25 protein-coding genes are annotated in these 20,319 nt (G+C 72.0%); 7 read left to right on the top strand and 18 right to left on the bottom strand.

Annotation, left to right across the window (positions count from 1 at the left end; translation table 11 throughout):
- Nucleotides 1–169: 169 nt before the first annotated feature.
- The 5 genes from ACFYT9_RS38180 (at nucleotide 170) to ACFYT9_RS38160 (ending at nucleotide 3,580) form a co-directional block, all read left to right on the top strand.
- Nucleotides 170–430 carry a hypothetical protein gene (locus ACFYT9_RS38180; protein WP_389171475.1) on the top strand — a complete coding sequence of 87 codons (261 nt, stop codon included), beginning with the start codon at nucleotides 170–172 and terminating at the stop codon, nucleotides 428–430.
- Nucleotides 427–618: a hypothetical protein gene (locus ACFYT9_RS38175; protein WP_346171707.1), complete on the top strand. Its 192-nt coding sequence runs from the start codon at nucleotides 427–429 to the stop codon at nucleotides 616–618. The genes ACFYT9_RS38180 and ACFYT9_RS38175 overlap by 4 nt, the downstream gene beginning before the upstream one ends.
- 137 nt (nucleotides 619–755) lie before the next feature.
- Nucleotides 756–1,364 (top strand): plasmid mobilization protein, encoded by a 609-nt coding sequence (locus ACFYT9_RS38170; protein ID WP_389171472.1) that lies wholly within the window; start codon nucleotides 756–758, stop codon nucleotides 1,362–1,364.
- Nucleotides 1,361–3,055, top strand: a complete 1,695-nt coding sequence (locus ACFYT9_RS38165) for a mobilization protein (protein WP_389171469.1) — start codon at nucleotides 1,361–1,363, stop codon at nucleotides 3,053–3,055. The genes ACFYT9_RS38170 and ACFYT9_RS38165 overlap by 4 nt, the downstream gene beginning before the upstream one ends.
- Before the next feature lie 105 nt (nucleotides 3,056–3,160).
- On the top strand, nucleotides 3,161–3,580 hold the full coding sequence (locus ACFYT9_RS38160; protein ID WP_051842147.1) for a hypothetical protein: 420 nt from the start codon (nucleotides 3,161–3,163) through the stop codon (nucleotides 3,578–3,580).
- A 291-nt stretch (nucleotides 3,581–3,871) separates the two neighbouring features.
- On the opposite strand, the gene ACFYT9_RS38155 is transcribed toward ACFYT9_RS38160, so the two are convergent.
- The 5 genes from ACFYT9_RS38155 to ACFYT9_RS38135 all read right to left on the bottom strand — a co-directional run bounded on the left by ACFYT9_RS38155 (nucleotide 3,872) and on the right by ACFYT9_RS38135 (nucleotide 6,422).
- Nucleotides 3,872–4,468, bottom strand: a complete 597-nt coding sequence (locus ACFYT9_RS38155) for a DUF317 domain-containing protein (RefSeq protein WP_364289574.1) — start codon at nucleotides 4,466–4,468, stop codon at nucleotides 3,872–3,874.
- A 228-nt stretch (nucleotides 4,469–4,696) separates the two neighbouring features.
- On the bottom strand, nucleotides 4,697–4,993 hold the full coding sequence (locus ACFYT9_RS38150) for a hypothetical protein (RefSeq protein WP_389171465.1): 297 nt from the start codon (nucleotides 4,991–4,993) through the stop codon (nucleotides 4,697–4,699).
- A 69-nt stretch (nucleotides 4,994–5,062) separates the two neighbouring features.
- The gene (locus tag ACFYT9_RS38145) at nucleotides 5,063–5,422 is read right to left on the bottom strand and encodes a DUF317 domain-containing protein (RefSeq protein ID WP_388688869.1); all 360 of its coding nucleotides are present in this window, start codon (nucleotides 5,420–5,422) and stop codon (nucleotides 5,063–5,065) included.
- A 200-nt stretch (nucleotides 5,423–5,622) separates the two neighbouring features.
- Entirely contained in the window at nucleotides 5,623–6,303 is a 681-nt protein-coding gene (locus ACFYT9_RS38140; protein WP_389171462.1) for a hypothetical protein, read from the bottom strand.
- The gene (locus ACFYT9_RS38135; protein WP_376425065.1) at nucleotides 6,300–6,422 is read right to left on the bottom strand and encodes a hypothetical protein; all 123 of its coding nucleotides are present in this window, start codon (nucleotides 6,420–6,422) and stop codon (nucleotides 6,300–6,302) included. Before ACFYT9_RS38135 ends, ACFYT9_RS38140 begins: the two co-directional genes overlap by 4 nt.
- Here ACFYT9_RS38135 and ACFYT9_RS38130 point away from each other — a divergent pair.
- Complete coding sequence (locus ACFYT9_RS38130; RefSeq protein WP_376425064.1) at nucleotides 6,421–7,956, top strand: gamma-glutamyltransferase; 1,536 nt, start codon at nucleotides 6,421–6,423, stop codon at nucleotides 7,954–7,956. The genes ACFYT9_RS38135 and ACFYT9_RS38130 overlap by 2 nt on opposite strands.
- Here the strand turns inward: ACFYT9_RS38130 and ACFYT9_RS38125 are convergent, their stop codons facing one another.
- Nucleotides 7,957–9,063, bottom strand: a complete 1,107-nt coding sequence (locus ACFYT9_RS38125) for a hypothetical protein (RefSeq protein WP_376425062.1) — start codon at nucleotides 9,061–9,063, stop codon at nucleotides 7,957–7,959.
- Nucleotides 9,064–9,235: 172 nt separating this feature from the next.
- Between ACFYT9_RS38125 and ACFYT9_RS38120 the strand changes: the two genes are divergently transcribed.
- Nucleotides 9,236–9,388 carry a hypothetical protein gene (locus ACFYT9_RS38120; protein ID WP_351104303.1) on the top strand — a complete coding sequence of 51 codons (153 nt, stop codon included), beginning with the start codon at nucleotides 9,236–9,238 and terminating at the stop codon, nucleotides 9,386–9,388.
- A 136-nt stretch (nucleotides 9,389–9,524) separates the two neighbouring features.
- Here ACFYT9_RS38120 and ACFYT9_RS38115 read toward each other — a convergent pair whose 3' ends face one another.
- The 12 genes from ACFYT9_RS38115 to ACFYT9_RS38060 form a co-directional block, all read right to left on the bottom strand.
- Nucleotides 9,525–10,535, bottom strand: coding sequence for a collagen binding domain-containing protein (locus ACFYT9_RS38115; RefSeq protein ID WP_389171457.1), 1,011 nt, complete (start codon nucleotides 10,533–10,535; stop codon nucleotides 9,525–9,527).
- Between the two features lie 241 nt (nucleotides 10,536–10,776).
- A complete protein-coding gene (locus ACFYT9_RS38110) occupies nucleotides 10,777–12,507 on the bottom strand; it encodes a collagen binding domain-containing protein (protein ID WP_389171454.1) in 1,731 nt (576 codons plus the stop codon).
- Between the two features lie 59 nt (nucleotides 12,508–12,566).
- A complete protein-coding gene (locus ACFYT9_RS38105; RefSeq protein ID WP_389171451.1) occupies nucleotides 12,567–13,043 on the bottom strand; it encodes a hypothetical protein in 477 nt (158 codons plus the stop codon).
- Nucleotides 13,044–13,060: 17 nt separating this feature from the next.
- Nucleotides 13,061–13,675: a DUF317 domain-containing protein gene (locus ACFYT9_RS38100; RefSeq protein ID WP_389171572.1), complete on the bottom strand. Its 615-nt coding sequence runs from the start codon at nucleotides 13,673–13,675 to the stop codon at nucleotides 13,061–13,063.
- Between the two features lie 239 nt (nucleotides 13,676–13,914).
- A complete protein-coding gene (locus tag ACFYT9_RS38095) occupies nucleotides 13,915–15,108 on the bottom strand; it encodes a hypothetical protein (protein ID WP_389171448.1) in 1,194 nt (397 codons plus the stop codon).
- Between the two features lie 29 nt (nucleotides 15,109–15,137).
- Nucleotides 15,138–16,400 (bottom strand): MFS transporter, encoded by a 1,263-nt coding sequence (locus ACFYT9_RS38090; RefSeq protein WP_376425052.1) that lies wholly within the window; start codon nucleotides 16,398–16,400, stop codon nucleotides 15,138–15,140.
- 29 nt (nucleotides 16,401–16,429) lie between these two features.
- A complete protein-coding gene (locus ACFYT9_RS38085; protein WP_376425050.1) occupies nucleotides 16,430–16,846 on the bottom strand; it encodes a hypothetical protein in 417 nt (138 codons plus the stop codon).
- Nucleotides 16,843–17,745 (bottom strand): winged helix-turn-helix transcriptional regulator, encoded by a 903-nt coding sequence (locus ACFYT9_RS38080; protein ID WP_351104317.1) that lies wholly within the window; start codon nucleotides 17,743–17,745, stop codon nucleotides 16,843–16,845. The genes ACFYT9_RS38085 and ACFYT9_RS38080 overlap by 4 nt, the downstream gene beginning before the upstream one ends.
- A 43-nt stretch (nucleotides 17,746–17,788) precedes the next feature.
- Nucleotides 17,789–18,208 (bottom strand): hypothetical protein, encoded by a 420-nt coding sequence (locus ACFYT9_RS38075; protein ID WP_376425049.1) that lies wholly within the window; start codon nucleotides 18,206–18,208, stop codon nucleotides 17,789–17,791.
- Nucleotides 18,209–18,631 carry a hypothetical protein gene (locus ACFYT9_RS38070; protein ID WP_389171444.1) on the bottom strand — a complete coding sequence of 141 codons (423 nt, stop codon included), beginning with the start codon at nucleotides 18,629–18,631 and terminating at the stop codon, nucleotides 18,209–18,211.
- Nucleotides 18,628–19,065 carry a hypothetical protein gene (locus tag ACFYT9_RS38065; RefSeq protein WP_376425045.1) on the bottom strand — a complete coding sequence of 146 codons (438 nt, stop codon included), beginning with the start codon at nucleotides 19,063–19,065 and terminating at the stop codon, nucleotides 18,628–18,630. Before ACFYT9_RS38065 ends, ACFYT9_RS38070 begins: the two co-directional genes overlap by 4 nt.
- 405 nt (nucleotides 19,066–19,470) lie before the next feature.
- On the bottom strand, nucleotides 19,471–20,169 hold the full coding sequence (locus ACFYT9_RS38060; RefSeq protein ID WP_376425043.1) for a hypothetical protein: 699 nt from the start codon (nucleotides 20,167–20,169) through the stop codon (nucleotides 19,471–19,473).
- Nucleotides 20,170–20,319: the final 150 nt, after the last annotated feature.

Here is a 20,319-nt window from a genome sequence, read left to right as displayed (position 1 = left end):
CGTACCCGAACCCGGACCGGAGACCGAACCCGGACCGACCCCGGAACCCGGACCAACCCCGGACCACCGCCCGAACCCGGACCCCGAACCCGGACCGGAGACCGAACCCGGACCAACCCCGAGACCTGTCCGCCGGCGGACGCGAAACGGTCCGGCTCGTCCGGGGACGGTGCACGCTCGCGTACAGGCGAGCCGGCAGTCCCGAACCGGGCCCAAGCGCCTGTCGCACGAGCAGGTGGTCGCGCTGGTCCTCCCCCACGTGCCCGACGTCCTGAGAGAGGACGGCAACGCCCAGATCACCCGAGCCCAGCTCCGGAAGATCATGCGCAGCCACGAGATCCCGCTCAGCAACGAACATCTGACCCCGGTCCTGGCCCTCGTACGGGCCGCCTCCCCGACCTCTACTTCCTCCAAAGGAGCTGCTCGATGAAGACCTGCGACCGCTTCAATCGGATAAAGGCCGGTTTCGAGAATGACCTCGCCATCCTGAACAGCCACGCTGCCCAGCACGAGGGGAGCAACCCGGCGAAGGCGAGCAGCCGGATCGCCAAGGGCGTGAAGCTGAACATGGGGCGGGCGCTCTCTCGCCACTACTCCCGGTGCAGGCTCTGCTGCTGAACCCAGACTTTCCCGACGGTGGCCCGGCCTCGCCGGGCCACCGCCCCGTTCGCCCAAGCTCCCCGGCTCCGAAGGAACCCATGTCCGCCACCCCTCCCTGCTCCGATTCCGGTGCCAGCCGTCCGCTCCCGACGGTCGTGTCCTCGCTTCCCCTGAACGGTTCGGCTGACGACAACTCGGTCTCCGACGGAGCAAGTTGGGACGGAAGCAAAGCTTCCGCCGTACCCGCCCCCGAAGGGGCGGGAGAGGACCTGCACCAGGGGGCGCAGGTCCTGGAGGCTTCGACCGGGGGCGGATCGGAGCCGGGGAACGAGGAGAAGCCGAAGCCTCGCCGTCGCGAGCGCCGTGTCCGCCAGCGTCCGCGTCAGCCGCCCGCGAAGAAGCGCCGCCACCAGCCCTCGACGCGTTTCAACGACGACGAGTACGCGCTCGTCGTCGCCGCCGCCGCCCAGTGCAACCTGACCGTCGCCGGCTTCCTCGCCCGCTCCGCCCTCGCCGCAGCCCGTGACCTCGACCGCACCAGCGCCGAGATCGCCACCGAGCGCGACATGCTCACCGCGCTGTTCGACAGCCGGCGCAAGCTCGGCTGGGCCGGCAGCAACCTCAACCAGGTGACGAAAGCCCTCAACGCCGGTGCCGATGCCGCCGCCCCTCAGCTGGAGGCAAGCCTCGCGGCCGTACGGCGGGCCGCCGACGCCGTGCACGCCGCTGCGACCGCCGTCCTCGACCGGCAGCAGGCGGCATGATCCCCAGCATCAACCCGCCCGGCGACCGGACCATCGGCCTGCTCGCCTACCTCTACGGCCCCGGCAAGCGCGAGGAGCACGTCGACCCGCACCTCGTCGCCTCGTTCGACGGCATGGCCCCCGACCCCGGCCGCGACCCGAGCGCCACGCTGAAGGCCCTCCAGCAGCTCCTGGACCAGCCCGTCCAGGCGCTGCCGGAACACGCCCGCCCCGCCAAGCACGTCTGGCACACCTCCGTCCGCACCGCGCCCGGCGACCGGACGCTGTCCGACGAGGAATGGGCCGAGGTGGCCCGCCGGATCGTCGCCGCCACCGGCATCGACCCGGGCGAAGGGCAGCCCGGCTGCCGCTGGGCCGCCGTACGGCACGCGGACGACCACATCCACATCGTCGCCACCCTCGTGTGCGAGGACGGCACCCGGCCCGACGACTTCCGCTCCGGCAAACGCGCTCAGGCCGAGGCCCGGCTCATCGAGAAGGAGCTCGGCCTGCACCAGGTCGCCCCCGGCGACGGCACCGCCGCCCAGCGCCCCACCAGCGCCGAGCGGCACAAGGCGGACCGCCAGGGTCGCGAGCGCACCGCCCGCGAGGAACTCCGCGAAACCGTACGGCGGGCCGTGGCCGGCGCCCAGGGTGAGGAGGAGTTCTTCAGCCGTCTGGCCGACGCCGGCCTCCTGGTGAAGAAGCGCGCCGCTCCCTCCGGGGACCTGCTCGGCTACAAGGTCGCCCTGCCCGACGACCGGAACAAGGACGGCGAGCCGGTGTTCTACCCCGGCGCGCGTCTGGCCCCCGACCTCTCCCTGCCCCGCATCCGCGAACGCTGGGCCGGCGGCGGCCTCCAGGACAGAGCCGGGCTCGAGGCTCCGGGGGCGGCCGGGGCGCCGGCCGCCGCGCGGCGGCGCACGGCGGCTGCCGCCTGGCAGGCCGTCCTGGTCGTCGAGCACGGCGAGGACGGCCTCGCCGCCGCGTACATCGCCGCCGCCGGCGAAGTCCTCGACGCGCTCGCCAAAACCTCCGCCGCCCACACCCGGCAAGAACTACGAGAAGCCGCCTGGGCGTTCGAGCGAGCCTCTCGGTCCCACGTCCGCGCCGTCCGCGGCCACGACCGGGCCCTGCGGCAGGCTGCCCGGGACCTCGTCCATGGCGGGTCGGCTCTCGGCCGCGGCGAGGAGGGCGCGACCACGGCCATGGCGATCGACATGCTGTTCTTCCTCATCACCGCTGCCGCGCACTGGCACGCCAGGAAGGGCCACGCCCAGCAGGCCGAAGCCGCCCATCGAGCAGCTGAGCACCTGCGAACCGCCTACCGGGCTGCCGCAGAGTACCCGCTCGCCGTCCTCCACCAGCGTGGCCGTCGCCTCGCCCGCCCTGTGCTGCGGCGCCAGGCCGAGGCCGTGCACGCGGCGATCCCCGAGCTGGCCGAGCAGGTCCTGGCCGAGCCCGGCTGGCCTGCCCTCGCCGCCACGCTAGCCGAAGCCGAGGCCGCCGGCCACGACCCCGTCCCCCTGCTCTCCGAAGCAGCCGGACACCGCGAACTGGGCACCGCCGAGTCGATCAGCGACGTCCTGGTGTGGCGACTGCGCCGCGCCGCAGACCTTCCGGCTGACGCAGCGAGCGCTCCCGTTCCTCAGCGCATGCCTGGCACAGCCTCGACTCCACCTCGCGACCGGGACCGCCGGCGGCACCGGTAGCCGGCCCCGCCGTTCACGGATTCGAGAGTTGCCCGACGTCCCGCCCGTGGGGCACTCTCGTCGTCCGCTGCCGGGGCGAGGCAGCCGAATGCGAGGGGAGGCCGTATGTTCGGGCGCAGGAAGGCGCGGAAGAGCGAGGGCGAGCTGGGGCCGGCGGGTGCGCCGTGGCTGAACTACCCAGCGCCGGCATGGCCGCAGGAGGCCGCGCCCGTCGAGGAGACCCCGGCCGCGCCGGCGGGCGAGGACTTCCTCCCGGCGGACCTTCGGCTCGATCTGAGCACGAAGCGCTTCCTGGTATGGCGCCGGCCGCTGGTCCTGGAGGGCGAAGTCCGCTCCTGCCCGCAGTGCGCGGCGTACCGCGACTGGGCCATCCTCGCTGTGGAGGGCCAGATCTGGCTCCGGTGCCCTGCCAAGCATGTGACGCCGGAGCCTCGCCTGAGTCTCGAATGGTTCAACCGGAACGCCGGTCCCACCAGCTCGACGTACGGCTCCCTGGACGAGGGCCTGGACGACTTCGGCCTCTGAACCGGTGACGTCGTCCCGCGCCCTGCTCAGCCGCCCCGGGTGAGGCTGGCTTCCCGGGCCGCGAGCTCGCCGCCGGCCTCCACGCCGCTGAGGGTATGCGCCGAGCCGGTCCGGAGGAAACCAGGTGCCGGGCGGCCCGACCTCCCGGAAGAATCCAAGGATGCTCGCCAAAGGGCCCGGTGCCAGGTCGAATGACCTGGCACCGGGCCCTGTTTGTGCTGCTGTGTGTGCTGAGGGACGGCTGTTGGACCCGAAGAGGTACGAGGCCCTGCTGGCGGCTGGCCCCGGGGGTCAGACGGTAGGGCGCAGGGAGAGTTGTCCCTCGCTGTCGCCGGGCAGGGTGTGCCGGAGTACGGGGTCGGGAGAGGCGAGGGAGGCGGCGAAGGCGGCGACGAGGTCGTGCGGAGTGCTCGCGGAGAACCCCGTGGCCCAGAGGTAGCCCCGCCCGATCCGAGGCTCGCACCAGGCCAGCCAGCCGGTTTGCTCGGCGGTGGGGTCGAGGCAGAGCGGGTTTCCGTCCTGGAGGTACTCCGGAAGGAGGCTCAGCGCCATGCCCGCGGCCAGCTGCGGATCGGAGAAGGCAGCCGGATTGTCGATGTCGCGGACCCAGCCGCGCTCCGCGAGCGACTCGAAGACCACGTGCGGGCCTGCATACCCGTGCGCCGGATCCGGACGGGCCTCCAGGGCGAGCAGGAAGTCGGCAACGGCTTCGGGCGGGACACCGGTGGTGAAGTAGGCAGTCCACTCGGCCAGTCCGTCCGCGGTCGGACGGGCGGAGACGGTCCACGCGACCGGCAGGTCCCCGAGGATGATCGGCTCGTCGGCAAGCACCCACTGGGCCCAGCGAAGTCCGTCGGGAGCGACGTACAGCACAGTGCTGCGAACCACCTGCTGAACCGCGTCCGGATTATCCGGATCAACAGGTTCACGACGGCCGCGAGCGAGTGTCAGGGAAGTCCAGCCGGCGGCGGAGAGGTGGGAGGCGACGTGGTCGGCGAGTGCTCCGTCGTCACCGGCAAGGTGGCGCGGGGTGACCCACCAGGCGGGAAGGGCCGGAACATCGGACGGATCGGAAGGCGTGGACGGGCGCAGAAGTGCTCCTTGTCGTACGGGCGGTCAGGGGGAGACGGCGCGCAGTCTGCGGCGCGAACTCGTCGGCGGGTCGACCGGCGGCATCCAGGTCAGCGCCTCGGCGACTGGCCGGGGCAGGTAGCCGTACTGCACGGCCTCGGGGTCTTCGGCGAGGTACGCCACCGGCTGTCCGTTTGGGTCCTCAGCGACGAGGACGTCAGCGAGACGATGGGCCATCGGGCAGAAGGGGTTGATGGCGAGACGGACGGGGGTGTCAGGGTCCAGGACGGCGAGGCGATCGATCAGGTGGCGGACGGTCATGTCTGATGCAGGTGCGGGCATGTGCACTCCTTGCGGGGACGGGGAAGGCGGAAGCTCGGGGACAACAGGAACGCCTGGACGGTGCCTCCGTCAGAGACGCTTGGCCGTAGCCAGAACCTCGGAGACGGTCCTCGCGACCAGGTGGGCCGGCGTGTGGGGATCAAAGGTGATCCTGTAGCCGGGAGTCCGAGCGGTGCCGGTGACCGCGAGTACCCAGCCTTCATGCTCGGCGCCGGGTCGGCCGGCGGGGAAGTGGCCGAGGTAGAAACGGCCGTCGGCGGAGGCGACATGGGTGTCGGCCCGGTCGTCGACGATGAAGTGGAAGTCGCCGTTCGCGGCGGGGAAGGTGTCGATGACCTCGGTCGCCTGTCCCGGCCCCAGGAGCCAGTCGTGCAGCCTCAGGCGCTCGGTTGTGGTCCGGAATCCTGCGGAACTCAGCTCCACTGTCACGGCATCACCTCTCTGACCTGCTATTTTCCGGGTTCCCCGGAAAGGGTCGTCTAGGTTGACATGCCCCTGAAGCGTGTACCAGTCCTTTCGCGATCTTTCCTGTCTGCCAGAGGCGAACTGGCATGGCGAGCCCTCTGCGGAGGAAGCGGCTACGGTCCTCAGGCCCGGCAGCGAAGCTGTCCCCCGACGAGGCCGCGGCTTCACCCACCTCCAGGTCGGGGCGAGATGTCGTGGGCTTGGGTGCGGCGCCAGACAAAGCCGAGGTCCGCGAGTCGCCCTCTCATTGCCCCGCGTTGCTCCTCCAACTCCAACGAGGTCGGCGAGAGGAGGTAAACGTTGCCCTGGTACTGCCGGAACCCGACGAGCTCCCATCCCCTGGCGATCTTGGCGGTTACCCGGTCCCACTCCGTCCGGTCTCTCAGGCGGTCGCTGCTGAGGTCGGTGACGCCCGGCGAGCATGCGATGGCGCGGCAGCCGGCCATGAGCCGGTGGATCGCCTCGGTGACGAGGATGGCGCCGAGGCCGTGCCCGCGCCACGGCTCGTCCAGGGTCACCTTGTCCATGACGAGCAGGGAGGACCCCACGTACGGAAGCGAGCTGCTGGCGTCCTCGGTGAAGGACCCCGTGATCGGATCCAGCAGGGCCTGAGCGATCTCGTCGAGTTCTTCGGATTCCTCCTCCATGACCCGGACGGCGTTCATGCCCCGGTCGAGATGCACCCGATAGAAGGTGATCGATCCCACCGTCCTCTCCTCATGGAGGACGGACACGTCCCACCGCTCCAGGGTGTCGGCCTGAGGGGTGTCGGCAAGGTCATCGGTGTAGGAGATACACAGGCGCAGCTCGGACGGGTCGCCGGGCAGGGGGGACAGTTCGGTCACTGCTGAAGCCTAGCCACGCGCAGCAGCCCGGAGACGGCGGCGGGCAGCCGTCGGGCGACGGCCGGAGGCCCGCGGGCCGGGTCCGGGAGCGTCGAGGCCCGTGCCAGGGTTGTCTCCATGACGCCGATGATCCCCGCGCACGTCCCCGACGAGCCGCCGCTCACCTACGCCGACAGCTTCGACATACCGGTTCTGTTCCGTAACGGTCCCGCGGACAAGCCCTGGAAGCAGTGGCGGACGGCCAAGCACAAGGAGTGGAGCGCGACGGACGGGTTCCCGAAGGAGGACGGCTGGTACGCCCCGACCACCACGTGGCGGGAGATCATCAAGGCGGCCACCGAGGTCGGCCGCGACATCACCCCGCACCTGCAGAACCAGCCGCGGTACGCACACGGGGAGCTCGTCGCCCGCGTCGCCCCGCTCTACGCCTACCTCGGTGCGCACCCCTTCAAGCACCAGCCCCCCGTGCCGGGCGCTAGGGGCCGGCGCCTGACGCTGAACCCGGTCTACGCGTACGGCACCGAGCGCACCGCGAAGAGCGCTGCCGCCTACCGGCTGGGCATGACGATGACCGAGTGGGCCTGCCGCTCGCTGCTGGGTCTGGGGCAGACCGAGCACCTCGAACTCGGCGGCCCCATCCCCGCCCTGAGCGCCACCTTCAAGGACCCCAAGAAGAAGCTGCCGGACCTGTGGGGACGGCACGAGGCGGAGAAGGTGTACTGGCTGATCGAGGCCAAGGGCGGCATCTGCGACGTCGGCACCCTGCGCGGCGGGTGGGCGCAGCTGGAGTCTGGGAGCGAGGTCCTCGGCTCGTACGCGCACCGCAGCGTCCTGGTCGGAGCCGCCGTGCGGCCCGGGGACGACCTCTTCCTGACCATCGACCACGCCCTGCACCCCGGCCAGCCGCCCCTCCCCCCGGCCGGATCCGACCCCGACGGCAAGGAAGCCACGGGCGAGGGCAACCTCGAAGACCACCTCGGCGACAACGACGACGCGCTCATCGGCGCAGCCCGCGCCCAGATGCTCGTCTACCAGGCACTGCGCTCCGCTCCCCCCTCACAGCTGCGCACCGTCCCGGTGCCGGCCGACCGCGCTTCGCGCCACCGACGCCACGGACTCACCACACCGCTGGAAGACGACGACCACACCCGCGCCATGCGGGCCGACCTCCGCGGAGCGGCACTTCATCTCAAGTCGGACCTCACGCGTTCCGAGATCCGCTCCTGGGGGATCGACGACTTCCTCACCTGCCGCATCCCGGGCACCGAAGTCCACCTCGGCATGTCCCGGAAGCTGTTCGCCGTCTGCGCGCGCCTCCACGAGGAAGATCTCGCCATCGCCCGGCACACCCCTGGGCTGCGCGCCGAGGACCAGCTGGCCGTCAACGAGCGGGGCAGCGAAGAGGCTCAAGAAGAGCAGCGGCTCAAGCAGCGGCGGATCTTCCACGAGCAGCAGGAGGAAGCCCGCCCCCGGCTGCGCTTCCTGCTCCGGGAAGCCTACGAGCGCGGCGAGACGAGCGACTGGCGCGACCTGCTGCGCCGTCCCGAGGAACCAGAGCTCGACCTGGCGAGTGACGAAGGGCTCCTCGAAGCGGCGACCCCGGAAACGTACCTGGCCGTCAGCCGCTACGACCTGCCCCCGATCCACGCCTAGCTAGCAGTCAGGTCTGGGGCCTGGATCCAGCGCGCCGTCCATAAGGGCCTGGATGATCCTCTCGGTGCGGGCACGCGTCTCGGGTCCATGGCCGGCGAGGTTGTGGTCGAGTTCGTGCTGCTGCATGTCGAGCACCGGCTTCATCTCGCCGATGAGGTCGGGCCATGGCGCAAGCGAGTCGGTCAGTTCCTCGACGTTGCCGGACCAATCGGCCCTGCGTGCTCCCAGAGCGAAGGCGAGCAGGAGGACGGCGAAGAGGGGCTCGCTGTCGAAACCGGCGAGCACCCCGAGCCCTGCGGGGTTCTCCTTGCCGGTGTGGGTGGCGATAGCCCGGGCGACAACGGGGAGCTGGAGGAAGAGGGCCGTGGCCACCGAGCGGGCTTCTTCCCATTCTGGGTCGGTGGCTTCGGCGAGCGCTTCGCTCATTCGCGGCAGGGACACGAAGTCGGCAGCGCCGACGAGGAGGCTCGCCGGACCGGTCAGCCACGGCTCGGCGCCTTCCACCCGCTGCCGTCTGCCCGGCGAGACGCCAAGGACCTTCTCGATCGTTCCCGCCTCGTCTTCCGTCACCTCGGGCCGCGTGCCCAGGGCGAAGATCTGGAACATGTGCGCGACAGCCGTTGCCCGGTCGCCGGCCGGGACACGGATCGGGCGGGGCAGCGCGTTCTTGCCTCGCATCGCGGCCATGTTCGCGGCGAGGGCGCCCACGACCGTGTCCTGGTCGTCGACCGAGTCGAGGCCCTGGCGGGATGCCTCGGCGTGAAGGAGCTGCTCCAGCTCATGCGACAGGTCGTCTACCACGATGGTCGCGGAGGTACGGACGGCGTCGAGCTCGAAAGGGAAGCCCTCGACCCACAGCACGACGCGCAGCAGGTTCACGTCCCGTGTGCGCTCGCGCCAGCGCAGGAGCTGGACCAGCTGGCGGTCACTGTCCGGCGGGTAGATCCAGACCGGGCGGCGTCCATCGTTGCCAGCTCGGGTGGGATGGGGCATCAGGCCATTGCTGATGAAGCTCTCCAGCTTCCTCGCGGTCATGGTGCTGAAGCCGGCGGATGTGGCGGCGCGCAGAAGGTCGGCGCGCTGTAGGAGACGGGGTTCGACTGCCATGCCGGGCAGCGTAGGGGCGCCTGAGCACGCTGCGCGAGCCGAGTACTCCCACTCCAGGCCGGTCTAACTTGCAAACGGGCCGACCCCCGTTGCCACCAGCAGGTTTGCGCTGCTTCTGTGGGTGCGCGGCGCCAACTCGGGCGCTGCTCTCCCCTCTCGAAAGGACTTGTCCATGCCCAGGAACACGGCAGCGGCGGTGACCGGAATGATCGTGCGTTCCCTCGCGAAGCGGTGGGCCGACGCGAACGGCCTCAGCAGGGAGCAGGGCCTGCTCCTCGCATGGGCGGTCGGCGCCCTCGCGTCGGCGGCCGTCATGCGCGTCTGACGCTGTAGCGGAGCGGTAACGGTCTCTGCAGACATGGCGAAGGCCCCGGGAACCATGGTGGTTCCCGGGGCCTTCGGGCTGAGAGGTGCTGCCTGTGCCGAGTGCTCGCGCCTCGGCTCCTGGCAGGTCCCACTGATCAGCTGGTGGTCGGAGTCTCCGCCTCGTCCTGCGTCTTCTTCCGTCGTGCCGCGATCAGCGCCCCGCCGCCGGCCGCAATCAGCAGGCCGCCGGCCGCGAGGAGCCACGCGTTGGAGTCAGCGCCGGTGTGCGCGAGGGAGTCCTTGGAGGGCGGGGTGCTCGGGGTGTCGGTCGGGGGCACCGGCGCCGTGGATGTGGACCGGCTCGGGGTCGGGGTGACCGGCGGGGTCGTCGCCGGTGTGGTGGGCGGGGTGCTCGGGGTGACCGGCGGGGTCGTCGGGGGCGTGGTGGGCGGTGTGGTCGTCGGGGGCGGAGTCGTGGGGGGCGTGGTGGGCGGGGTGGGCTTGTTTTTCTTGGTGTTGGTGAAGGTGGCGGTGGTCTTCGCGGCGGGCTTGGCGGTGATCTTCACGGGGGTGGGGTCAAGTTCGTAGCCGGTGGGGGCCTTGGTCTCGGTGCCGGTATAGGCGGTGCCCTTGCGGGAGGAGACGGGGAGCGGGGTGGTGGCGGTGCCGTCCTTGCCGGTGGTCAGCGTGATCGTCTTGCCGGTGCCGGTGGCGGGGGTGATGTTGATGACGGCGCCGGCCAGGGGGGCGCCGGTCTTCCTGTCGGTCTTCTTCACGAGCAGCTCGGCGGGCTTGAAGGTGTCGATGATCGTGAGCTTCGCGGTGTGCTCGGGGGTGACGATGACGTCCTGGTCGGGGGCCAGGTCGTGGAGGGGGCTGCCGGTCGAGGTCTCCTTGAGGCGGTAGGTGCCGGGGTGGACGTTCTCGAAGCGCAGGATCCCCTGGACATTCGTCGTGCCGGTCAGGGCCCTGGTGCCGTTGAGGGTGTCGAGCAGGGCGAACGCAGCGCCGGCGAGCAGGGTGCCGTCCGGGTCCTTCTTGGTGATCTCGACGGCGCCCGGCGGGATCTCGGGGGCGTTGGCGAAGGCGGTCGGGGCCCAGATCAGAGAGCTGGTTGCCAGGGTGGTCGCAGCGACGGTGGCCGCGGTACGGCGGGGGGCACGCATGAAGAAGGAGTTCTCCTCGGTCAGGTGGTGGGCGGAACGCCTTGAGGGCGGAAGTCAGCGAGAGCGGGTAGCCGGCGTTGGGACGGGGGCCGGGGCGGGGCGTGCGGGAGGCGGGCTCGTCCGAAGGAGAAGTGGCCGCGTGCCGTCGGGTGGCGGCTAGGACGAGGGCGTGCTGCCTGTCCGTCTACACGCTGCGGGTTGTCGGGTTCGGGACCGGTGGAGCGGGACCCGAGGCTCCCGGTCAGCTGGCCGTGTCGCTCGTGCGTCGGCGGCGGCTGAACAGGTAGAGGCCCGAGCCGCTGGCGAGCAGAGCGGTCGCGCCGGCGATCAGCCACGGTGTGGTGTCCGCGCCGGTGTGGGCGAGGGAGCCGGACGGCGGTGCCGGGGGCGTGGTCGGCGCAACCGGGGGTGTCGTGGGCGGGGTCGGCGGCGTGGTCGGCGGAGCCGGGGGCGTGGTGCTCGGGCTCGGCGGCGGGGTGGTCGGGACGGGCTGGTCGGCGAGGGTGACCGCGACGTCAGCGTTGGGCTTCGCGGTGAAGGCGACGGGGGTCGTGTCGAGCTGGTAGCCGTCGGGGGCCTTGGTCTCGGCGGCCCAGTAGCGGGTGCCGGCCTTGAGGGTGACGTCCAGGTCGGCCTCGGCGGTGCCGTTCGTGCCAGTGGTGAGCGTGGTGACGACCTTGCCGGGGATGTGCTTGCCGGTCTTGTCCGTCTCGTCGGCCCGGATGGCGATGACCGCGCCCGCGAGCGCCCGGCCGGTGTTCTTGTCGATCTTCTTCACCGATAGGTCGGCCTTCTTGAACGGGTCGACCAGGTCGATCGGGTTGGCCTGGGCGGTGCGTCCGGCGGTGATGGTGATGGTCTGCTCGGGCACGAGGTCGTGGACGGAGCTGCCGGAGGACGTTTCGCGCAGGCGGTAGGTGCCGGCCCGGAGCTGGTCGAAGGCGAGGATGCCCTGCGCGTCGGTCTTGCCCGCGGCGACCTTCTTCCCGTCCTTGTCCAGGAGCTCGAAGGCGGCGCCGACCAGGCGGCTGCCCTCGGGGTCCTTCTTGCGGATGGTGACGCCGCCGGTCGCCTCGTCCACGGTGACGGTGGCCGAGTCCTTGACGCTGGTGGTGCCGCCGGCGAGGAGCATCCGCTGGGCGGCGGGGTTCTTCGGGGTGAGGACCTGCAGGTCGGTGGCGGGCAGGCCGTCGGCCTTCGCCGTGACGCTGGCGGTGCCCGCGGTCTTCGCGGTGAACTCCCACCGGGCGGTGCCGCTCGCGCTCGTGGTGACCTTCCCGGAGGCGGTGCCGGAGCCGGACTCGGCCAGCGCGACGGTCACCTTCGGCACAGGGGCGCCCGCGCTCGTGGCGACCTTCACCGCAACGGTGACCTTCGTCCCGGCGGTGGTGGTCTTCACCGACGGGGTGATCGTCAGGGTGTAGGGGCCGGCGAGCCGCTTGGCCTCGGCGATGTAGCCCTGGGCGAGGGTGCGGGCGGTCGGCGAGACGATCGGGTACGCGAGTCGCTGCTTGCCGCGGGCGCCGTCGAGCGCGTACGTGCTGCCGGCCAGGTACTCGTACACGACCGCGTCCACTGCCGCCGCCCGTGCGTTGTCGCGGGTCTGCCCGTACCGTCCGATCACGTACGCCGCCTGGGCGAGACGCTCCTTCGGCACGGTCTTGCCGGTCACCGACGACGTCCAGGATGTCACTGGCCGCGGGGCGCCGTAGCCGCCTGCGTCGGCGGGGCCCTTGCGTTCGGGGTCGGCGCAGTAGGTCTCGGCGTCGCCGTGAACGGCCGGTCCGGGCGGGCCGTAGGCACCGATGTGGCTGGAGCCGGCGTTCCCTTCGGAGTCCGGGATGGTGTAGCCCGGGCCGAGGATTTCGCCGGCCGAAGGCGCCGCCAGGGCCGGGGTGGCCAGGACACTGCCTGCCGTGCAGGCGGCGACCGCGACGGCCAGGTGTACAGATCGGGCGGAGCGAAGACGCATGGAGATGGTGAAGTCCTGTCGGAGTGGGTGTCGGTGGTGAGGGGAGCGGCGAGGCGGGGTTACCGGCTGCGAGCGGCTGGGATGGCGGTCCGGCTGGGCAGGGCCGCAGAGGGTTTCGGTCCCGATCGAACCGGCGGAGCGCCGGGGAACCAGAGCTGGACGTAGCGGTCGATCGCCTTGCGGAGGCCGGCAGTGCCGATGCCCTGCCAGGGCGGCGCGTCGGCGTGGCCCCAGTCGGTGAAGGTGCCATAGCTCCCTTCCCCGGGCCTGGTGCCCAGTCGTTTGTCCCGGGCGGCGAAGGCACCGTGGTCGGCGAAGCTCAGCCACTGAGCGTCGATCAACCCGCGTTCCAGGTGCACGACTTCGAGGCGCAGGCCGTCGTAGCGCTGGTGCATGCAGGTGTCGGTGAAGCTGATTCGCAGTCGGAGAGGCAGGTCGGGGGCGGGCCTGGCGTAGTAGGTGTCTCCGACGACGGCCGCCTCCGAATACGGGAGGGTGAGGTGGTCGTCGAAGAACTGCTCAGCGAACAGGGACAAGTGCGGACTCCTGGTGGTCAGCGGCGGGCAGCGGGGCGGGCGGGCAGAAGCGCCGAGGGGGTGGCCGTGCTCCAGCGCGGGACGCTGCCGACGGGGACCGGGCGGCGGACAGCGATCCGGGATCGGATGTCGCGCGGCGTGGGGACCGGTGCCTGGGGCGGTTCGACCGGAGTGAGGGTGGCGTGGGCAGCCAGACGCGGATGAAGGGTGTCTCGCCAGCGGGGCAGAGGTGCCGGGTCGGTGAACGCCTTCGCGGTGGCGGCGATCAAGTGGGAGGGCGTCCGGGAGCTGAAAGCGATCCCGGCGCGCGTGCCCCACCCAGAGGGTCCGGCCCACAGCGTGATCGCCTCGTCGGGGTGCCGGTTGACGATGTCGATGCTTGCCCCGGCCTGCCCGTCGGGAGCGGTGACGTGCAGCCGTCCGCGGGCCGGGCCGCTGAGTGTCCAGCCGGCCGTGATAAGCGGCGCGACGGCGTCGGACCAGGGTCCGGCGGCGTGGAGGAAGCGGTCGCTGTCTTCCGCCCAGTCGTGCGCGAGCGCGGTGGTCAGGGCGCTGACCAGTTCGGCGGGCGTGTTCTGGTTGGCGATGGCCATCCACTGCGGTGAGGACATCGCGTCGGGTGCGGCGCTGATGGTCCACAGGTCGTAGTCGTCTCCGGCCCAGCCGATCCGGATGCGGTGGTCCGGGCTGGTGACGACGAGTTGGTGGGGGCCGTCGTCGAGGTGGTGGTGGGGCCAGTGGGAGACGGGCGCGAAGCCGGCGTCGCCGTGGCCGGAGGATCCGGCCAGGTATCGGGGGGTGACGTAGACGTCGCCGTCTACGGGCTGCGGGGTGGGCAGGGGTGGCTCCGGGGTTCGTGAGGAGGGGCTGGTCAGCGCATGGCGGGTGCGGTTGGCCGGGGTGCAGGCGCGGGCAGAGGCGGCGCCGTGTCCGGTGTCCGTGCGGGCACGGCAGCGGCGCGGGCTTCGGCGATGAGCCGGCGTTTGAGGCTGGCGCGTTCGCCGGGCGGGAGTTCGATCAGGCCGTCGCCGGTGGTGTGCGGGAGCAGGCCGGTGACGAGACGGGAGGCGGCGGCCGGCTGCTGGTTGACGAGTTGGTCGATGGCTGTCTCAACGGCCCGGCGGCGCAGGTCGTGTTCCGGGGAGGAGCGGCGGAGTTCGGTGACGGTGGCGGCGTAGTGGCGGAGGAGGTGCTTGCGTTCGGCTTGGCGCTGCCAGACGGCGGTGAGGAAGCGGCGCGAGTTGAAGACCTTGTACGCGTCGGTCTCCGGCAGGTCATAGACGCCGGCGGGCAGCGGACCGAGGACCGAGGAGCTGGAAGCCCGGGCCACGGGGATGGTCAGCTCGGCGAGTTCGTCCAGGGCCTGGGCCCAGCGCCGCTGGAGGAGCGGGTGGCGCAGGGCCGTGGCGCGGGCGTTCTGGGCCCGGACGTCGTCGGCGACCAGGCTGCGGAAGGCGACGGCGCCCTTGGCGAGCAGCTCGTCCACCTGCTGGGTGCGCGGCTCGGTGAGGAGACCGTCGTCCCATCCTTCCTCGACCGTGCCGAAGACGTCGGCAGCGGCGGGGCGGAGGGGAAATCCAGCCTCGGCGAATGTCCTGGTGAGCAGCCGGTTGAAGTGGTCGGGAAGGGCGTCCACGAGCCAGTTGCGGGCCATGACGATGACGTCGGTGGAGGGTGGCGTGGCCTCGGCTTCACGCTGTCGTCCCTCCTCGCGCCGCACGGCGGTGGTCTTCCGGGTGACCTCGTGCAGGGCGGTGCGGACGCGTCGCAGGAGGCGGGTGGTCCGGGCGGCACGGGCGTCGCCGTGGTAGGCCATCCGCTCGGCGGCGACCTGGAGGTCGCCCTGGGCGAAGGTGAGGGCGTCGTGCAGCTGAAGGAGGCGTCCGGGGGCGTGGAGGACCGTGTGCTGTTCGGGGCGGAGCCGGCCGTCGGCGTCGGCTATCGCAGCCGTGACCAGCTGGTCGAACCGCTCCTCTATATAGAGGTCGAAGGAGCGGTCGTCGAGGAAGGCGACCTCGTGCAGGTGCAGACGCTCGTGCCGGGTGTCGTCGGTCGGCTGAGTCATGGCGGGGCGGTTCCTTGTACGGGTAGGGGTCACGCGGTCGCGGGGCGGCGAGTGGCGGGGTGGCCGCGGAGCTTGGCGAAGGAGACGGCGAGTCCGAGGGCCTGCAGGACGGCACAGGCGGTGATGACGTGGCCCAGCAGGTCGGGCGGAGTGAGAGCGACCAGGGCTCCGGCGATCGGGAAGGGGGCCAGGAGCAGCAGGATGATCAGGGAGAGGGTGGCGCCGAAGACCTCGGCGGGGACCAGGCGGGCGCGCAGGGTGCGCAGGACGACGGTCATGCCTGCCTCGCCGGCCATGAGGAGGGCCACGAGGACCAGGAAGACGGTGTAGGTGTGGGCGGCGGCCAGGGCGAGGCAGGTGGCGGAGGCGAGGGCGGCGGCTGCTGCGCCGACCGGCCACAGGCCGACGCGGTCGATGGCGAGGCGGGCGAGGGCGACCATGGCCAGGGAGGCGACGGCGGCGGCCGACCAGACCAGTCCGACCTGGCTGCTGGTGCCGCCGAGCTGCTGGATGACCAGTACGGGGCCGGCGGCCTGGACCAGGCCGATCGCGCAGTTGGAGAGGAGCAGGCCGACACAGAGCCAGCCCAGGGCGGGCAGCGACCGGAGCGTCCTCCAGCCGGTCTTCATGCCCTGGACGACCGGGGCGGGAGCCTCCTGCGGCCAGATCGGGCGCTGGCGCGGGGCGAGCGCGGCGCCGAGCAGGGAGCAGGCGGCGATCGTCAGGAGCATGCCGGTCGCGCCGACGTACTGCAGCAGGACGCCGGCCAGGGCCGGGCCTGCGAGCGTGGCGCACTGGTCGATGCCGAGCAGGACGGCCTGCACCCGGTGGGCGTGCTCACCCGCGTCCCGGCTCGCGGCGCCGCCGGCGGTCTCGGCCGCGATGTACGCGAACTCGCTGAGGACGCCCGTCGCGGCGGCGAGCACCATGACGGTGACCACGGCGCTCAGGCCGTCGCCCATCGCGGGCAGGGCACCGGCAGCGGCCAGGACGACCACGGCACGCAGCACCGACGCCGTGCGCAGCACCCGCGTGCTGCCGACCCTGTCGACTGCGGCGCCCGCGAGCGCGAAGGCCGAGAGCCTGGGAAGCCATTCGAGAACAAAGGCCAGGCCCGTCAGAGCGGCGGAGTCGGTGACCGCGAGGACCAGGAGAGGGATGCCGTAGGTGCTCATCGCGAACGCGCCGGCATCCGCGGTGCGCGGGACGTAGACGCCGCGCACGGGGCCGAAGACCGGGATGCGGGCGTGGCGGCCGGCGGGCGGCCGGGGCATGGAGTGCGTGCGGGGCATCGGGCGTTTCCAGGGGAAGGTACGTAGGTTCAGCGGCCGTTGAGGCGGCGGCCCGGGGCGTGGCTCACCACCGGGGCGGGCGCGGCGGTGGCCGGGGAGAGGGCCTTCAAGGCGGTGCACAGACCGGTCAGGTGGCGTACGGCGTCGCCGCGGCGGGCGAGGAGCATGTCGATCTGCGGGCCGGTGAGCTGCAGGACGCCGTCGGTGGAACGGTGACGGTACTGGTCGCGGCCGTCAGCGACGCGGCTGAGCTGATCGATGGCGTACTCGGCCTGCTGGTGGAGCTGCTCGGCGATGCCGTCGAGCACGTCGGCCTCTTCGCGGATGAGGCGGCTGAGGAGGGCAGCCGCCTGGCTGCTGGCGGGATCCCGGACGGGCATCCCGCCGAGCAGGGAGCGGACGGTGGCTTCGCCGAGCCGGGGCGCCGGCCGGGGTGTCCGGGTCACCGGCAGGGGCCGGTCGTCGGGGAGGAGAACAGGTCGGCCGGCCGCCAGGTCTTCGCCGGGGCAGGAGCGGGCGGCTGGGCAACCGGCAGAGCAGGGCGCGTGCTCTGCCGGGCCTGATGGGCGGCCCACTGCCCCGTCCGCGCGGCGGCCGGGAGGCGGGGGGCGCCCCACAGCGGGTGGCTGGCCGCGTCCTTGTGGGGCCGGCCGCTCGCCCAGACGGAGGCGGCCCGGTAGACGGGGGCCAGGGCGTGGGCGGCGTCGGTGAGACGCAGCTCCATCCCCTCGTCCTCGGCCCCGGTGGGCCAGACAGGCTGGCGGACGGAGACGAGGCGGTCGTCGATGAGCCGGTGCACGGGCGGGTACACGGCACTGGGGCTGTAGCCGGGGAGCAGCGTCTTGCGCAGGGACACGATGCTGGACGGCCCGCGTTCCTTGAGGGCCCACAGCAGGGGGGTGGCGTGCCGGTAGGAGATGAGGGCGAGGGCGTCCTCGGCGTTCTGGGCAGCCGGGATCCGCTCGGGCAGCTGCATCACCTGCGGCTTGCCCTCCATGATGATCGTCGTCTCGACGAGCTCCTTGTCGAGGTGCTGATCGCCGTACTCCGCCAGGGCGTGCAGCGTCGGAAGGAGTGCACGGCCGCGGTCGGTGAGGCCGTAAGTGACGTGTCGGTGGGTCACCTCGGTGCGCTCCAGCAGCCCGGTCTCGCACAGGGCGCGCACGCGCGGGGTGATCTGACTGGCGATGAGCCAGGGCAGGCGGGACTGGATCTCGGTGTAGCGCAGGCCCTTCGGCTCGGAGGCGAGGGTCATGAGCATCCAGACGCTCCAGCGCGGCGCGATCATCTCCAGCGTCTCGGCGACGCGACGCAGGTCGGGGGAAAGGGCTCGGGCAGCGGCCACGACGGAACTCCAGCGGAAGAAGAGGAACGGGGTGGGAAGCGGGTTACCGCGCGCGGGCGGCAGGAGAGACGACGGCCGGCGGCAGGCCGACGGCGGTCTCGGGGACGGCTGGTGGGGTGGCCGGCGCTGGCTCGGGTACGCGGTGGAGGCTCTGCAGGACGTCGCCGAGGACCTGGTCGTGTGCGTCTCGGGCAGTGACGGCGTGAGCGAGGCGACGGGCGGCGTCGATGATGTGCCCGGCGTCCGTGGCCTCGAAGGTGCTCCCGGGGGCGGTCAGGCGATGCAGCTGCTCGGCGTAGAAGGCGACGCCATGGTCGGCGTGCTGCAGGGCGTCGAAGGCGTTGAGCAGGGCGTACCGCATGGTGCCCGGCTCGGCGCCGACCGCGAGTTCGGTGACCGGTCGGCCGTAGAGAGCTGCGATCCGGTCCCCCGCCGCCCGGGAGGCGGCGTACGGATCGGGCACTCAGCGTCCCCGTGCTGCCGGCCGGATCTGTGCCAAGGAGGCGGGCTGCGCGGGAGGCAGAGCGCTGGTCAGGGGGGTGAGGCGGGTGGTCGGCGGCGGCATCGCGGCCAGAAGTGCGTCCAGCGTTCGGAGGTATCCGCGCCGGCCATCGAGCGCGGCGTCGAGCCAGTACGCGTCGGTCTGGAGGGTCTCCGCCGAGAGCTCGTCCAGGTTTCCGGCGGGGGCCATGCTCGCGTGGACGCGGTCGCGGACGCGGACGACCTGCTCCTCGGACAGGGCGAGCATCGCCCGCACCTCAAGGGCCCTGGTGAGCGCGGGGGACGCCCCCGACCGAACGACCTGCGCATAGAGGTCGGCGAGCGGAGCGCCGAACGCCCGCTCCAGCGCCTCGTCACGGCTGCTCTTCTTGTCGGCGACGCTCATCGTGCGATCCCGATCTGCGCGGGCCGAGCCGGGGCGGCCACAGGGAGCGTGGTGGTCAGCCGGGGCGCCGGACTGGTTCGCGCGCGCTGTGGTCCGGCCGGGACCTCCACCAGCGCGCTCACCCACTGGGCGTACAGGTCCCGCGCTTCGACAGCCCGGTTCACCTGGTGGGCCAGGCCCATCACCGGGTCGTCCAGAACCTCGCCCGTGGCCGTCTCCAGGGCGGCGACGAGCGCGTCCTCGGCCTCCTCCAGCGCCGACTGTGCCTGCGTGAGCAGGCCGTAAGCGTGGATGACGCTGGTGAGTCCGGCCGTGGCGGACGCCTGGTTCGTGGACCGGATCAGTTCGTCGAGCGGCGTCCCGAATCGGGTTTCGATGCGGCCGGCCAGCACGGCGACGATCTCGCCGTCGAGGAAGTCGGGGGTCTCGGACACGGAAGGTGCTCCAGAAAGGGATGAAAGGCGGGGAAGGTCAGGGGCGGTCGCGGTCGTCGCGGCGGTTGTGCCCGGCGTCGGCTGAGCCGGGGGCACTTGCGGCTGGGGCGACGTGACGTCCTCCGCCGGACGGGGCCGGCCTGCCGGCCGCCCGGGGCGGATGAGACGCGAGGGGGCGGCTCGGAAGGACGGTGGCTTCGATGGAAGCAGGCGAGTAGCACACGGCGGAGGCTCCGGACCAGGGGGAACAGGGAAAATGCAGCCCTGCGAGAGGGCCGCTGTAGTAGGCAAGGGTCCGGAGAATCCCCGGTTTCGGAAACCGGGGATCCGCCGCTATATTGCGCACTTTTGATGCTGGCCGAACCTGTCCGGAAGGGGCGGCTCCCGTGGCGTAGGTCGGCCAGGTCAGCGTCCTGGTGGCCTGGCCGTTGTCGGTGCCGGGGTGACGGGCGTGACCGTCGGCGCGGTGCCCCGGACGGTGGGGGCGGGCGGCTTGAGCGGTGGGGCGTCTCCGTCCCTCCAGGCTTCCCACCACTGGATGGCCTGGTCGTAGGTGGCGAAGCCGCCCTCGCGCAGGGTGTGCGTGCCCGCGCTCATATCGACGCACTCCCGCAGGATCCTGAACTCCGGTCCGGCGTCAGGGTCGAGGGAGCGCAGCATCACCGCGGTCTCGGGTGCGTCGCGCTCGTCGTCGGTGTAGCTGGCGAGCAGGGCGAAGTGGTCGCCGTCGCGGCGGATGCGGGTTTCCAGGGCTTGTGTGATGGCGTCGGCCGGCTGGTAGCGGTCGGGGCCGACCACGGCGGCCGGGCAGCCTCGCGCGATCAGCCACGATTCGGCCATCGCGATCAGCGGAAGCTCTGTGCTGTCGATCGTGAAGGTGCGGGCTTTCAGGTCCCGGGCGACGTGTACCGCTCTGAGTTGGGGTTCTCCGGGGATGCCCCAAGTAGCGCCCTCGTCGTACAGGACGAAGTAGGCGTCGGTCCACGTGCGGTGCTCGCCGAGGACCTTGTACGACGAGCTCTCCACGGCATCGAGAAGGTCCTGGTGGCAGGGGGCGGCGGGCTCGAAGCCGTCGAGGTCGTAGGCGGGGTTGTCGTCGGTCACGTGCGATGGGGCTTTCGGTCGAAGGGGGGCGGTGGCGGCGGCCGGGGGGGGGGGGGGGGCCCGCCCCCGCCGCGCCCACAACCCAAGCGACCCACGCCCAAAAACCCGCAGCCCAGCGCCCCGGGGCAGGTGTCAACACGCCCACCCACG

The organism is Streptomyces sp. NPDC004435 (genome assembly GCF_042873895.1).
In the GTDB taxonomy this organism is placed as follows: Bacteria; Actinomycetota; Actinomycetes; order Streptomycetales; family Streptomycetaceae; genus Streptomyces.
The sequence above is the reverse complement of the archived record's forward strand: the minus strand, read 5'-3'. Positions and strand labels throughout refer to the sequence as shown.